This is a genomic window from Pseudomonas parafulva (assembly GCF_002021815.1).
GTDB classification, from domain to species: Bacteria; Pseudomonadota; Gammaproteobacteria; order Pseudomonadales; family Pseudomonadaceae; genus Aquipseudomonas; species Aquipseudomonas parafulva_B.
In genome coordinates this window covers 4,592,699-4,606,446 of record NZ_CP019952.1, presented here as the reverse complement: position 1 = coordinate 4,606,446, position 13,748 = coordinate 4,592,699, and the positions used below count along the sequence as shown (strand labels likewise).

Below are 13,748 nucleotides of genomic sequence, written 5' to 3'. Positions count from 1 at the left end.
ACTTATTGAACCTGGTTGAGCCGTTCGGCGATGAAGGCAACCAGCTGGCGGGCGATCTTGCCCTTGCTGGTCTGCGCGAAGAGGGTCTGGTGCTGCTGGCGATCGATCACGGTCAAGGCGTTCTCTTCACTGTTGAAGCCGATGCTGGGGTTGGCCACATCGTTGGCGACGATCAGGTCGAGGTTTTTATCCTTGAGCTTGCGCGTGGCGTAATCGAGCAAGTGTTCGGTCTCGGCGGCGAAGCCGACACTGAAAGGGCGGTCGGTGCGACCGGCCAGGGTGGCAAGGATATCGGGATTGCGCACCATCTGCAGCAGCATGCCATCGCCAGTCGTGGGATCTTTCTTCAGTTTTTGTGGCGCTATCACCTCTGGGCGGTAGTCCGCCACCGCCGCCGACGCGATGAACAGGTCGCATGGCATGGCCGCCTCACAGGCCGCCAGCATGTCCCGCGCGCTGACCACGTCGATACGGCTGACCCGGTCGGGGGTAGGCAGGTGCACAGGGCCGGTCACGAGGGTCACCCGAGCCCCGGCTTCGGCGGCCGCCTCGGCTAGGGCAAAGCCCATCTTCCCGGAGCTATGATTGGTGATGTAGCGCACCGGATCGATGTTCTCCTGGGTGGGGCCGGCGGTGATCAGCACGTGCTTGCCGGTCAATGCCTGGCGCTTGAAGCTCTCGGCGGCGCACCAGGCCAGGTCGGTGGCCTCGAGCATGCGGCCCAGGCCTACGTCGCCACAGGCCTGGCTGCCCGAGGCAGGGCCGAACACCTGAATGCCGCGGCTCCTGAGCACTTGGAGGTTGGCCTGGGTGGCAGCGTCACGCCACATGGCCTGGTTCATGGCCGGGGCGACGGCAACGGTGGCATCGGTGGCCAGTACCAGGGTCGTCAATAGGTCATCGGCCATGCCCTGGGCCAGGCGTGCCATGAGGTCGGCGGTGGCTGGAGCGATCAGTACCAGGTCAGCCCATTTGGCCAGCTCGATATGGCCCATGGCCGCCTCTGCTGCCGGGTCGAGGAGGTCCAGGTGCACCGGGTGGCCGGACAGCGCCTGCAAGGTCAGCGGCGTGATGAATTCAGCGCCACCGCGGGTCATGACGACACGCACCTGGGCGCCGTGCTCCAGGAGTCGGCGGATCAGTTCGGCGCTCTTGTAGGCGGCGATGCCACCACCGACGCCAAGAACGATGCGCTTGCGATACAGCCGCTGCATAGGGTTGCCTTTTTCCAGTGAAAGCGGGCGGCGACAGGAACTGCGTGCGGCAGAGCGTCGCATGTACGAGGGCAAATAGATTAACACAGGGCCGAAATGGGCCGCAGCAGGGGCAGGGCAGCGATGAACATCAGGGAATGGCCGGCTCAGGATCGGCCAAGGGAAAAGCTACTGCAGCGTGGGGCGGGGGTGCTGTCTGACGCCGAACTGCTGGCTGTGCTGCTGGGGTCAGGCGTTGCAGGGCGCAACGTGCTCGACCTGGCGCGTGGCCTGTTGGTGCGCTTTGGCGGCTTACGGCCGTTTCTCGAGGCCGATCGGCGGGCGGTCTTGCGCGAGCCTGGCATAGGGGAGGTCAAATACGCACAGCTGCAGGCATTGCTGGAAATCGGTCGCCGCTACCTCAATGAAGGGATCACCCGCGCAGCGGCGTTGGAGGAACCCCAGGCCGTAAGGCGCTACCTCAAGGCCATGCTGCGCCATGAACCCAGCGAGGTGTTCGGTTGCCTGTTTCTGGACACCAAACACCGACCGTTGGCGTTCGAGATCCTGTTCAGGGGTACCATCGACCGAGCCAGTGTCTATCCGCGGGAAGTGGTGCGGCGTGCATTGATGCACAACGCCGCGGCGCTGATCCTCTGTCACAACCACCCTTCGGGCAACAGCGAACCCAGCAAAGAGGATGTGCACCTGACCCTTTCGCTCAAGCGTGGGCTGGCCTTGATCGATGTACGCGTGCTGGATCACATCATCATTGGCGACGGGGAGCCGCTGTCCATGGCCGAGCACGGGTGGGTCGTAGCTTAGGGCACGCCACCGCGAGCGCGGCGCAGTTCAGGATGACCTGTCATGACCGGGGGTAAGGGTGGCGCCTTCCCCGATCACCGCAACGCTCAAGCGTGATCGAGGCCTACTTGGTCACGCTCACTTTGCTGAAGTCCAGCCGGCCGAACGGGTTGACCTGATAACCCTCGACACCCTGACGCAGCAGGGCCGCCGCCGTCGGATGCGCCAATGGCACCCACAGCGCCTGCTGCTGGATCAGGGTCTGCGCCTGCTGGTACAGCCGGCTGCGCACGCTCTGATCATTGGTGGTGCGACCGGCACTGATCAGCTGATCCAGGCGATTGTCACAGAACCGCGCGAAGTTGGTCCCGGATTTGACCGCTGCACAGGAGAACTGCGGGGTGAGGAAGTTATCCGGGTCGCCGTTGTCGCCTGCCCAGCCCATGAACAGCAGGTCATGCTCGCCGGCCTTGGCGCGGCGGATGAGTTCGCCCCATTCGATCACCCGAATTTCAGCCTTGATGCCCACCTTGGCGAGATCAGCCTGCAGCATCTGCGCGCCCAGGCTAGGGTTGGGGTTGAGCAGGCTACCGGAAGGGCGTGTCCAGATCGTTGTGCTGAAGCCGTCCGCCAGACCGGCCTTGGCCAGCAGGGCCTTGGCTTTCTTCACATCCAGTGGGTAACCGGGCAGGTCCTTGGCATAGCTCCAGGTATTGGGCGGATACGGGCCATTGGCCGCAATCGCCGAGTCTTCGAAAACAGCTTTCACGTAGGCCTGTTTGTCGAAGGCCAGGTTGATGGCCTGGCGCACCTCTGGCTTGTCCAGTGGTGGGTGCTGGCTGTTGAGCGCGATGAATGCCGTCATGAACGCTGGCGTGCTGGCCACCTTGAGGCTGCTGTCCTGGCTGGCCTCGGCAATGTCCAGTGGCTTGGGCGACAGGGCTACCTGGCACTCGTTGCGCTTGAGTTTCTGCAGGCGCACGTTTGCATCGGTGGTGATGGCGAAGATCAGTGGGTCGACGGCTGGCTTGCCGGCAAAGTAGTCAGGGTTGGCGCGATAGCGCACCACCGCGTCCTTCTGGAACCGCTGGAAGACGAATGGCCCGGTGCCGATGGGTTGGCTGTTGAGTTTCTCGGGCGTGCCTGCCTTGAGCAACTTGTCGGCATATTCGGCTGAATAGATCGAGGCAAAGCCCATGCTCAGGGTGGCCAGGAAGGTCGCATCCGGGTGGGTAAGGGTAAAGCGCACGGTATTGGGCGCCGGCGCGTCGATCGTCTTGATCAGGCTGCCCAGTTGCAGCGACTGGGCATGGGGGTAGCCGCCGGGCGCTGTCTTGTGCCAGGCGTGAGCGGGGTAGAGCATGCGCTGGAAGCTGAACAATACGTCGTCGGCATTGAGCGTACGGCTGGGCTTGAAATAGGCAGTGGTATGGAATTTCACGTTGTCGCGCAGGGTGAAATCGTACACCAGGCCATCGGCCGACACCGTCCAGCTGGCGGCCAGGCTCGGCACCACCTTGCCTTTGCCTGCGTCGAATTCCACCAGGCGGTTCATCAGCACATCGGCCGTGGCATTGGTGGTGGTCAGCGAGTTGTACTGCACCACGTCGAAGCCTTCGGGGCTGGCTTCGCTGCAAACGCTCAGTGGCGCTGCCTGGGCTGCACCCACGGCAAGCAGGGAGGTGAACAATAAGGAAAGGGCGGCGGCACGCATGGTGGCTCCTTGGCTGTCAGTGGCCCATCTGCCAGTGCAGTCTGGAAAAGGCCTACCCTAGTGTGACTGCCAGAAAATGACCACACTCTTTTTTACAATATTGGCGACGAACGGTCGGCACCTGATAGGGCCTTCGGTCATGCTGCTCGCGGCGGTTCGCCTCGGCTCGAATGTTGATCAGGTATTGTTGCAATCGAGTCTTTCTGGTATAAAGCAGCGCTCTTTTCTAGGGGCTCGGCCTGTCGCATCAGCGAATCCGGTCGATAAGACCTCCAGAATCACGGCGCCTCGGCGCCAAAGACTGAGAGATTAAGCGGCCAACCCATGCCGGGTTGGGCATGTGGTTTTAGAGGGCTGAGTCATGTCGAGAGTCTGTCAAGTTACTGGTAAGGGTCCAGTAACCGGGAACAACATTTCCCACGCAAACAACAAAACCCGTCGTCGTTTCCTGCCAAACCTGCAGCACCACCGTTTCTGGGTTGAATCCGAGAAGCGTTTCGTGCGTCTGCGCGTTTCCGCCAAAGGCATGCGCATCATCGACAAGCGCGGCATCGATGCCGTACTGGTTGACATCCGTAAAGCTGGCGCCAAGGTTTAAGGGAGAGCATCATGCGTGAATTGATCCGTCTGGTTTCGAGTGCCGGTACCGGCCACTTCTACACCACCGACAAGAACAAGCGCACCACCCCGGACAAAATCGAGATCAAGAAATACGATCCCGTTGTTCGCAAGCACGTGGTGTACAAGGAAGCCAAGATCAAGTAATTGATCGGCGACCTGAAAAAAACCCGCCTCTGAAGAGAGGCGGGTTTTTTTATGTCTGGCCGAAAGGGTCAGCTGGCCAGGGATCACTTCTGCTCGAACAATGCATAGATCTTGCGGCAAGGCTCCAGCACTTCCCATGTCCCTTTGAATCCGGCGGGGATGACGAACCGATCACCCGCACGCAGCGTCTTGCTGGCGCCCTGTTCGTCGCGCAGCACCGACACGCCCTGCACGATTTCGCAGTACTCATGCTCGGTGTAGTTGACCTCCCACTGGCCCACTTCCCCCTCCCAGACGCCAGCGGCAAACTGCCCGCAGGGGCTTGCATAGTGGTTGTACACGGCCTGGTCCGGCTCGCCTTTGAGCACTTTTTCGGCTGCGGGGCGATAGCGCTCGGCCTCGGTAATGGCCTGGGCGAAGTCGATGATACTTTCGATACTCATAAAGAGGCTCCTGCATGTTCAATAAAATTAACATCACTGGGCGTTTGAGCTGATAGTGTCAAATATATTGATAGTTTGAAAGCGCTGGTTTAGGGTATCGCATGCCTGTGTGCGCCTGTCGCACGCCCGGACCCCGACAACGCCTGCAAGTCCTCAGTGCAGCGTTGCACCTAAACAAGAGGAGGAGTTTCGTATGACCACCCTGACTCGTGCAGACTGGGAACAACGTGCCCAGCAACTGAAGATCGAAGGCCGCGCCTTCATCAACGGCGAATACACCGATGCCGCATCCGGTGAAACCTTCGAGTGCCTGAGCCCGGTCGACGGACGCTTCCTGGCCAAGGTTGCCAGCTGCGACCTGGCCGACGCCAACCGCGCGGTCGAAAACGCCCGCGCGACCTTCAACTCGGGCGTATGGTCACAGCTGGCCCCAGCCAAGCGCAAGGCCATCCTGATCCGCTTCGCCGACTTGCTGCGCAAGAACGTCGAAGAGCTGGCGCTGCTCGAAACACTGGACATGGGCAAACCGATCGGTGACTCCTCCAGCATCGATATCCCAGGCGCTGCCAATGCCATTCACTGGACAGCCGAAGCCATCGACAAGGTGTACGACGAAGTCGCTCCGACGCCGCACGATCAACTGGGCCTGGTCACACGCGAGCCAGTGGGCGTGGTGGGTGCCATCGTTCCCTGGAACTTCCCGCTGCTGATGGCGAGCTGGAAGTTGGGCCCAGCGTTGGCTACGGGCAACTCGGTCGTGCTCAAACCTTCCGAGAAGTCGCCGCTGACCGCTATTCGCATCGCTCAGTTGGCAGTGGAAGCCGGTATCCCAGCAGGTGTGCTGAACGTGCTGCCTGGCTATGGCCACACCGTGGGCAAGGCCCTGGCCCTGCACATGGATGTCGACACCCTGGTATTCACCGGTTCGACCAAGATCGCCAAGCAGCTGATGGTGTATGCAGGCGAGTCGAACATGAAGCGCATCTGGCTGGAAGCCGGTGGCAAGAGCCCGAACATCGTCTTCGCCGACGCGCCAGACCTTGAGGCCGCCGCCCAGGCTGCTGCCAGCGCCATCGCCTTCAACCAGGGTGAAGTGTGCACCGCAGGTTCGCGCTTGCTGGTGGAGCGCTCGATCAAGGACACCTTCCTGCCCATGGTGGTCGAGGCCCTCAAGGCCTGGAAGCCCGGCAACCCGCTGGACCCGCAGACCACCGTGGGTGCACTGGTCGATACCCAGCAGATGAATACCGTGTTGTCGTACATCGAGGCGGGCCACAAGGACGGCGCCAAGCTGCTGACCGGCGGCAAGCGGACGCTGGAAGATACCGGCGGCACCTACGTCGAGCCGACCATCTTCGACGGCGTGACCAATGCCATGAAAATCGCCCAGGAGGAAATCTTCGGCCCGGTACTGTCCGTGATTGCCTTCGACACGGCCGAGGAGGCGGTTGCCATCGCCAACGACACACCCTATGGGTTGGCGGCGGGCATCTGGACTTCGGACATTTCCAAGGCGCACAGGACGGCCCGTGCCGTACGCGCCGGCAGTGTCTGGGTCAACCAATATGATGGCGGCGACATGACCGCGCCATTCGGTGGCTTCAAGCAGTCGGGTAACGGCCGTGACAAGTCGCTGCACGCGCTGGAGAAGTACACCGAGCTCAAGGCCACCTGGATCAAGCTGTAAGCCCAGCGGCCCCTCGGCAGGTCGGCTTCCAAGGCCCTGGCGCGCTTTCGCGAGCTGAGCCGGGACTGAGCAAGCTCGACTGCCAGGGGCCTGACATTCCAATACTGGCCGGGGCGGCGCATACCGTCCCGGCTTCGTCATTTCTGCCGTACAAGAATGCTGCCTGGGAGGCCGTCATGCGTTGGGGAACCTATTTTGCCGTGCTGGCATCGGTGCTGAGCGTCGGGCTCGCATTGGGTGTGAGCATGCCGTTGGTGTCCTTGCGTCTGGAAGCCTGGGGTTATGGCAGCTTCGCCATTGGCGTCATGGCCGCCATGCCTGCCCTGGGCGTGCTGGCCGGCGCTAGCCTGGCCAGCCGGCTTGCCGGGTGGGTGGGCGTGCCTGCGGCCATGCGCCTGTGCCTGTGGGGCGGGGCATTGTCCATTGGCCTGTTGGCCCTGCTGCCAAGCTATCCGCTTTGGCTGGTGCTGCGGCTGTTGATCGGCATGGCGTTGACCGTGGTGTTCGTGCTGGGTGAGAGCTGGATCAATCAACTGGTGGTCGAGCAGTGGCGCGGACGGCTGGTGGCTCTGTACGGGAGTAGCTATGCGCTGAGCCAACTGGCGGGTCCGTTGGTGCTGGGCATGCTGGGCTCGGATGACGACTTCGGCTTCTGGGCGGCGACCGGCCTGCTGCTGGTATCGCCCTTGCTGTTGCTGGGCCGCGGGGGCGCACCCTCTACAGAGGCTTGCAACGTCACCTTTGCCGACCTGTTCGCCTTCTGCAGAAGGCTGCCCGTAATCGCCTGGGCCATTGCGTTGTTCGCTTCGTTCGAAGCCATGATCCTGACCCTGCTGCCGGTGTACTGCCTGCAACAGGGCCTGAGCACGGCAATCGCGTTGTTCATGGTCAGTACGGTGGTGGTCGGCGATGCGGTGCTGCAGTTGCCCATTGGCGCACTGGCGGACCATATATCGCGGCGCGCGCTGTTCACCGGTTGCGCGCTGGCATTGTTGGGGTCGAGCCTTGCCATCCCCCTGCTGTTGCACACCTGGGCCATCTGGCCTGTGTGGGTATTGTTCGGCGCTAGCGCTGGGGGGTTGTTCACCTTATCGCTGGTGTTGATCGGCGAGCGCTATCGAGACGATGCCCTGGTGCGGGCCAATGCCCACGTGGCCCAGCTGTGGGGCATCGGTTGTCTGCTGGGGCCGTTGCTGGCCGGCGCAGGCAGCCAGTGGATCAGTGGGCATGCCTTGCCGCTGCTGATGGCAGCAGGCGCCGCTGGGCTGGTGGTGCTGACCCGGCGGCGCGGAGCGTTTGAGCCAGCGGCTGCGTGACGGTGCAGCGCTAGAGCATCTTTTCCAGCCCGACCGCCTTGCTGATCCAGGCATTGAATCGTCGCCACAGGCTACCAGGCTCTGACGTGAGCACCCGCCGCTGTCCGTCTTCCTCGGTCACCCAGACCAGCTTGCCGGCCACGAGCTCAGGCTGATAGCTCAGGGCCGGTGCCATGCCCTGCACCGCCAGTGCACGGGTGTATTCGGCAAGTTCGGGGCTGTCGACCAATACGCCGACTTCGGTGTTCCACAGCACCGAGCGTGGATCGAAATTGAACGAGCCAATGAACGTCTTGTGACGGTCGAACACGATCGCCTTGCTGTGGAGGCTGGAGTTGGAGCTGCCATGGAAACTCAGTTTGCCCGCGCTGGGATCTCCGGGCTGGCGGCGCATTTCATACAGCTTCACCCCGTGCTCCAGCAGCGCCTTGCGGTAAGGTGCATAACCGCCGTGTACGGCAGGCACATCGGTAGCCTCCAGTGAGTTGGTCAACAGCTTTACCGAAATACCCGCGTCGGCACTCTGGGTGAGGTAAAGCAGCCCCGGTTCGCCGGGTACGAAATAAGCGGAGACCAGAATCAGCTCGTGACGCACATCGCGCAGGTCGGGGCCGAGTTGTCGGGTCAGCAGTAGCTGTGGATCAGGCTCGTCATCGGCCAGCACCTTGCTGGGGGCGTCCCACAGCGCCTGGGCATGAGCCCAGATGAGTTCGTTGCGCCAGGTGTCCAGTCGCGGCTGGGATTGGTAGGCCATCAAGCGGTCGTACAAGACCTTGCGCCGGGTTCTGGCTTCGGCCAGCGAGACTTCCAGCCGATGGCGGCTGGTGCGCAGGTCGCTGGCATTGGGCTGGTGCCAGAGGAAATCGGTGATCGGGCGGCTCAGGGCGCTGTTCCAGTACTGATCGAAGCTGTGTCCCAACTGTTCTGCTATAGGGCCCACACCCAGCAGATCGATGTCGGTGAAGTTCAGGTTGGGCTCGGCATCGAAGTACTCGTCACCCAGGTTTCGCCCGCCGACGATGGCCATGCTGTTGTCCACCAGGAACAGCTTATTGTGCATGCGCCGGTGCTGACGCGACAGGTTGAGCAACCGGCCCATGGCGCGTGTGACCCCAGTGGCGCGCCCCAGGTGCAGGGGGTTGAACACACGGATCTGGATGTTCGAGTGAGCGGCGAGGGTGCCCATGATTGCATCCAGGCCGTCACTGGTGGTGTCGTCCAGCAGAATGCGCACGCGCACGCCCCGGTCGGCCGCCCGCAACAGCTCATGGACCAGGGCGCGGGTGCTGAGTCCGTCATGGACGATGTAGTACTGCACGTCGATGCTGGCCTGCGCATTGCGTATCAGCTCGGCGCGCGCCCGGAAAGCCTCGTTGCTGTTGGGGAGTAGGCGAAAGCCGGAACGGCCTTCATAAGGGGCTGCCTGGCGCAGCACCGAGCGGCCGAACGATGAGCCATCGGCGGGCAGGGCTTGACTGGTTTGGCGCGGCGTATCGACGCTGGCGCAGCCGCAGACGCCGAGCAGCAGCGTCAGCAGCAAGGGTAGGGCTCGCTGGAGTTTCAACGGTGGATCGTCCTGTGCAGCAGGGCTTTGGGATTGGACAGTGGAGGGCAACGCAAAGTTACGTCGCGATGATGTCCTCGTCCAGCAAGCGTTGGGCGGTCTCACCAACCTTGCGCACCGCCGCCTCGATTTGCGCAGTGGGCCTGGCGGCGAAGTTCATGCGCAGGCAGTGACGGAACTTGCCGGAAGCGGAAAAGATGCTGCCCACGGCCACTTGTACGCCTTGCTCCAACAAGGCGTGATTGAGCTGCAAGGTATCGAAATGTTCCGGCAATTCCACCCATAGCATGAAGCCGCCTTGCGGACGGCTTACGCGGGTGCCTTGCGGAAAATACCGGGTCACCCAGTCGCTCATCAATTCACGGCTGCGTTGGTACTGGCTGCGCATGCGCCGCACATGGGGTTGGTAATGCCCGTTGGCGATGAAGTCCGCCACCGCCAATTGAGGCTGACTGGCGGTGCTGCCCGTGCTGATGTACTTCATGTGCAGGACCCGCTCCAGGTAGCGCCCAGGCGCTACCCAACCGACGCGCAGGCCAGGGGCAAGCGTCTTGGAAAATGAACTGCACAACAGCACGCGGCCTTGCGTATCGAATGACTTGACCGTCCGTGGCCGAGGGTAGGTATAGGCCAGGTCACCGTAGACATCGTCCTCGAGAATGGCTACGTCGTAGCGCTGTGCAAGGTTCAACAGGGCCTTTTTACGAGCCTCAGGCATGATGTAGCCCAGCGGATTGTTGCAACTTGGGGTGATCTGGATGAGCTTGATCGGCCACTGCTCAAGGGCCAGTTCGAGCGCCTCGAGGCTGATGCCTGTCACCGGGTCTGTGGGGATCTCCAGCGCCTTCATGCCCAGGCCCTTGAGCGTCTGCATGGCGCCATGGAAGCTGGGCGAGTCCACCGCAACGATATCGCCAGGCTCGCACACGGCGCGGATGCTGCACGACAGGGCTTCGTGGCAGCCTGTCGTCACCACCAACTCAGAGGGCGAGAGCCTGCACCCAGAGTCCAGGGCCAGGCGTGCCACCTGTTCACGCAAGGCCAGGTTGCCGTGGATATTGTCGTAATACAGCCCGGGCATGTCCTGGCGACGGCTGAGCCTGGCGAGGCTGCGCAACAGCGGCTTGAGGGTAGGGCTCTCGATGTCCGGCATGCCCCGTCCAAGCTGTATCACACCCGGTTGCGGGGTACTGCGCACCAGCTCCAGAACCTGCTCCCATTGGGAAATGTCCACCGGGCGCTGGGCGGGCCGGCTGACCGCCGGCAAGGCCGGCAGGTGGCGATGGTCGCTCACGAAGTAGCCGGACTTTGGCCGTGGCGAGACCATGCCACTGTCTTCGAGCATGCGGTAGGCCTGCTGCACGGTGCTCAGGCTCACCCCGTGCTCCACGCTCAGTGCCCGCACCGATGGCAGCCGCTGGCCGGGCCGATAGAGGCCCTGTTCGATACGCGCGCCGAGTACCTCGGCAAGGTTCAGGTAGAGCGTCACGTCATACTCCTGAGCTGCGCCGGTCAACGCACCATACAGATTGGCAGAAAAGGCAGCATTCAGTTACCTGCAAGCCCGATCTGTATCCAAATAATAACGCTTTTTTGGATCTGTATTGTCAGGCCGTGCACCCGGCATGCTGTCCCCACATTGTCATCGAAAGGGAGACAGCAGCAATGGGAAGCTTGAGCGATGTGCGCATCGAACAGTCGGTAGGCGAAAAAGAGGCCCTGCAGCGAAGCAAAACCCACGCTGCGCCCCAGGCGTTGAGCCGCTGGCGGCTGATGCTGCGCCGCTGGCACACCCGCAGGGCGCTGTTACAGTTGAGCGACCATGAACTGCGCGATGTGGGTCTCAGCTGGCAAGAGGCGCGCTCAGAAGGCTGCAAGCCTTTCTGGAAGCCGTGACTGCTTTCACACCAGCTCCTTGAGCCTGTGCCACAGCATGCCCAATGCCAGTAAAGGTGAGCGCAAGTGCTTGCCGCCTGGGAACGTCATGTGTGGCACCTTGGCAAACAAGTCGAAACGCCCGCTTTGCTGGCCACTGATGGCTTCCCCGAGCAGGCGGGCGGCCAGGTGAGTAGCGTTCAGCCCGTGGCCTGCGTAGGCCTGGGCGTAGTACACGTTCGGCTTATCAGGCAGGCGGCCCACCTGGGGCAGGCGGTTGGCGCCGATCCCGATCATGCCGCCCCACTGGTAATCGATGCGTACGTCGGCCAGCTGAGGGAACACGCGCAGCATCTTGGGCCGCATGTAGGCGGCGATATCCTTTGGATCGCGCCCGGAATAATGGCAAGCGCCGCCGAACAGCAGCCGGTGATCTGCGCTCAGGCGGTAGTAGTCCAGCGCCACTCGCTGGTCGCACACGGCCATGTTCTGTGGCAACAGCGAGCGTGCACGCGCTTCACCCAGCGGCTCGGTGGCGATGAGGTAACTGCCGGCGGGCAATACCTTGCCGCCCAGCTCACCGTTCAAACCATTGAGGTAGGCGTTGCAGCACAGGACCAGCGTTTGCGCCCGGACCCGGCCCTGGGCGGTGTGTACCTGCACCTGCGGGCCATAGTCGATGCGGGTCACCTCGGACTGCTCGTGGAGTTTCACACCCAGGCGCGCGGCTGCCGCGGCTTCGCCCAACGCCAGGTTAAGGGGGTGCAAGTGGCCAGAGCCCATGTCCACCAGCCCGCCTGCATAGCGCTGCGAGCCCACCACATCGTGAATGTCATCCTTTGCGACCAGCCGCAGTTCGTGGGCGTAACCCAGGCTGCGTAAGTGTTCGGCCTCTTCGGCCAGGCCCGCCATTTGCGCCGGCTTGTTGGCCAGGTCGCAATAGCCCCAGGTCAAGTCGCAGGCGATGGCGTGCCGCGCTACACGATCGCGCACGATCTGCACGGCCTCCAGCCCCATCAGTTGCAAGTCGCGAACGCCCTGCTCGCCGATGACCGGCAGGAACTGCTCCAGACCATGGCCGACCCCGCGGATCAACTGCCCACCGTTGCGCCCACTGGCGCCCCAGCCGATCTTGCGCGCTTCGAGCAGGATCACCGAGAAGCCACGCTCGGCCAACTCCAGGGCCGTGTTCAAACCGGAGTAGCCACCACCGACGATGCACACATCGGCGGTGTGCTCGCCTTGCAGATAGGCATGATCAGGGTGAGGCGCGCTGCTGGCGGCGTAGTAAGAAGCGGCATGCTGCGCGCTGTGGATCATTGGACGAGTCCTAGTGCGTGGGCTGGAACGGGAGAATAAGCCGCAGGCCCAGGGCGGGCAACCGGCCTATAATGGGCGGACCTTTTCAACCTGTGCCTCGTCATGTCCTGCGACCGCCACAAGATCCACTTCCTGCGCGAACTCATCCCTTCGTTCGAATGCGAGCCTGGCTGCCATGACTGCTGCGGGCCGGTTACCACCTCGGCGCAAGAGATGGCTCGGCTGCCGCGCAAATCCCAGGCCGAACAGGACGCTGCCCTGGAGCGCCTGGACTGCGTGCATCTGGGGCCCCAGGGCTGCACGGTATATGAAGAGCGGCCACTGATCTGTCGCCTGTTCGGTACCACCCCACGACTGGCCTGCCCGCGTGGTCGTGGGCCCGAACCCATGATCGACCCTGCGGCCGAGCAACTGGTGCACCAGTTCATTGCCACCACCCGGCAAGTGCTGGTCTAGGCGTTTGCGGTAGGGCCCGGCGTCAGTCCGGGATCGGCAGGCAGAGACTTTCCTTCACCTCCTCCATCACGATGTAGCTTTTGGACTCACGCACGTGGGGCAGCTTGAGCAGGATGTCGCCAAGCAGCTTGCGATACGAAGCCATTTCCGAAATGCGCGCCTTGACCAGGTAGTCGAAGTCGCCGGAAACCAGGTGGCATTCGAGCACGTGCGGCAGCTTCAGGACTGCCCGGCGAAACTCCTCGAAGGTATCGCCAGACTTGTAGTCCAGGCTGATTTCCACGAAGACCAGCAGGCTGCCCTTGAGGTGCTGTGGGTTCAGGCGGGCGTTATAGCCCATGATGATGCCTTCACGTTCCAGCCGGCGCACGCGCTCGGTGCACGGCGTGGTGGAGAGGCCGACCTTCTCGCCCAGTTCGGTGAAGGAGATACGCCCGTCGCTCTGCAGGATGCGCAGGATGTTCCGGTCGATCTTGTCCAGCTCACGCTTACTTTGATGCTGGGTTCTCATAGGGGATGCCCCTCCGTAAAAGGCCATTGTGCCGAGAATTCTCGCCAATAATAGGCTTTTATATAGTGAATTGCACTGCTCTCGAATTCCTATACTTCGC

General features: G+C 62.5%; 14 protein-coding genes. 7 read left to right on the top strand and 7 right to left on the bottom strand.

What is annotated here, in order from left to right; genetic code table 11:
• Positions 1 to 2: 2 nt before the first annotated feature.
• The gene (coaBC, locus tag B2J77_RS20830; RefSeq protein ID WP_023532606.1) at positions 3 to 1,214 is read right to left on the bottom strand and encodes a bifunctional phosphopantothenoylcysteine decarboxylase/phosphopantothenate--cysteine ligase CoaBC; all 1,212 of its coding nucleotides are present in this window, start codon (positions 1,212 to 1,214) and stop codon (positions 3 to 5) included.
• 123 nt (positions 1,215 to 1,337) lie between these two features.
• Between coaBC and radC the strand changes: the two genes are divergently transcribed.
• Positions 1,338 to 2,018 carry a RadC family protein gene (gene radC, locus B2J77_RS20825; protein WP_078479348.1) on the top strand — a complete coding sequence of 227 codons (681 nt, stop codon included), beginning with the start codon at positions 1,338 to 1,340 and terminating at the stop codon, positions 2,016 to 2,018.
• Between the two features lie 103 nt (positions 2,019 to 2,121).
• On the opposite strand, the gene B2J77_RS20820 is transcribed toward radC, so the two are convergent.
• Positions 2,122 to 3,711: an ABC transporter substrate-binding protein gene (locus B2J77_RS20820; RefSeq protein ID WP_058602777.1), complete on the bottom strand. Its 1,590-nt coding sequence runs from the start codon at positions 3,709 to 3,711 to the stop codon at positions 2,122 to 2,124.
• A 361-nt stretch (positions 3,712 to 4,072) separates the two neighbouring features.
• Here B2J77_RS20820 and rpmB point away from each other — a divergent pair, with 361 nt between their 5' ends.
• Together rpmB and rpmG are read left to right on the top strand one after the other, a co-directional pair.
• Positions 4,073 to 4,309 (top strand): 50S ribosomal protein L28, encoded by a 237-nt coding sequence (gene rpmB / locus B2J77_RS20815; RefSeq protein ID WP_003253504.1) that lies wholly within the window; start codon positions 4,073 to 4,075, stop codon positions 4,307 to 4,309.
• Between the two features lie 11 nt (positions 4,310 to 4,320).
• Positions 4,321 to 4,476, top strand: coding sequence for a 50S ribosomal protein L33 (rpmG, locus tag B2J77_RS20810; RefSeq protein ID WP_003253507.1), 156 nt, complete (start codon positions 4,321 to 4,323; stop codon positions 4,474 to 4,476).
• Positions 4,477 to 4,559: 83 nt separating this feature from the next.
• Here rpmG and B2J77_RS20805 read toward each other — a convergent pair whose 3' ends face one another.
• The gene (locus tag B2J77_RS20805; protein WP_058638837.1) at positions 4,560 to 4,919 is read right to left on the bottom strand and encodes a cupin domain-containing protein; all 360 of its coding nucleotides are present in this window, start codon (positions 4,917 to 4,919) and stop codon (positions 4,560 to 4,562) included.
• Between the two features lie 193 nt (positions 4,920 to 5,112).
• Here B2J77_RS20805 and B2J77_RS20800 point away from each other — a divergent pair, with 193 nt between their 5' ends.
• Together B2J77_RS20800 and B2J77_RS20795 are read left to right on the top strand one after the other, a co-directional pair.
• The gene (locus tag B2J77_RS20800) at positions 5,113 to 6,606 is read left to right on the top strand and encodes an aldehyde dehydrogenase (protein WP_078479347.1); all 1,494 of its coding nucleotides are present in this window, start codon (positions 5,113 to 5,115) and stop codon (positions 6,604 to 6,606) included.
• 176 nt (positions 6,607 to 6,782) lie between these two features.
• Positions 6,783 to 7,922, top strand: a complete 1,140-nt coding sequence (locus tag B2J77_RS20795; protein ID WP_078479346.1) for an MFS transporter — start codon at positions 6,783 to 6,785, stop codon at positions 7,920 to 7,922.
• Positions 7,923 to 7,932: 10 nt separating this feature from the next.
• On the opposite strand, the gene B2J77_RS20790 is transcribed toward B2J77_RS20795, so the two are convergent.
• Together B2J77_RS20790 and B2J77_RS20785 are read right to left on the bottom strand one after the other, a co-directional pair.
• The gene (locus B2J77_RS20790) at positions 7,933 to 9,486 is read right to left on the bottom strand and encodes a phospholipase D family protein (RefSeq protein WP_058638840.1); all 1,554 of its coding nucleotides are present in this window, start codon (positions 9,484 to 9,486) and stop codon (positions 7,933 to 7,935) included.
• A 58-nt stretch (positions 9,487 to 9,544) separates the two neighbouring features.
• Positions 9,545 to 10,975: a PLP-dependent aminotransferase family protein gene (locus B2J77_RS20785; RefSeq protein WP_058638841.1), complete on the bottom strand. Its 1,431-nt coding sequence runs from the start codon at positions 10,973 to 10,975 to the stop codon at positions 9,545 to 9,547.
• 176 nt (positions 10,976 to 11,151) lie between these two features.
• Here B2J77_RS20785 and B2J77_RS20780 point away from each other — a divergent pair, with 176 nt between their 5' ends.
• Positions 11,152 to 11,382 carry a DUF1127 domain-containing protein gene (locus B2J77_RS20780; RefSeq protein ID WP_078479345.1) on the top strand — a complete coding sequence of 77 codons (231 nt, stop codon included), beginning with the start codon at positions 11,152 to 11,154 and terminating at the stop codon, positions 11,380 to 11,382.
• A 6-nt stretch (positions 11,383 to 11,388) separates the two neighbouring features.
• Here B2J77_RS20780 and B2J77_RS20775 read toward each other — a convergent pair whose 3' ends face one another.
• Complete coding sequence (locus tag B2J77_RS20775) at positions 11,389 to 12,681, bottom strand: NAD(P)/FAD-dependent oxidoreductase (protein WP_078479344.1); 1,293 nt, start codon at positions 12,679 to 12,681, stop codon at positions 11,389 to 11,391.
• Positions 12,682 to 12,783: 102 nt separating this feature from the next.
• On the opposite strand from B2J77_RS20775, the gene B2J77_RS20770 reads away from it, so the two are divergent.
• Positions 12,784 to 13,137 carry a YkgJ family cysteine cluster protein gene (locus B2J77_RS20770; RefSeq protein WP_023532519.1) on the top strand — a complete coding sequence of 118 codons (354 nt, stop codon included), beginning with the start codon at positions 12,784 to 12,786 and terminating at the stop codon, positions 13,135 to 13,137.
• A 22-nt stretch (positions 13,138 to 13,159) separates the two neighbouring features.
• Here B2J77_RS20770 and dadR read toward each other — a convergent pair whose 3' ends face one another.
• Positions 13,160 to 13,648 (bottom strand): transcriptional regulator DadR, encoded by a 489-nt coding sequence (gene dadR / locus B2J77_RS20765; protein WP_039581953.1) that lies wholly within the window; start codon positions 13,646 to 13,648, stop codon positions 13,160 to 13,162.
• Positions 13,649 to 13,748 lie beyond the last annotated feature (100 nt).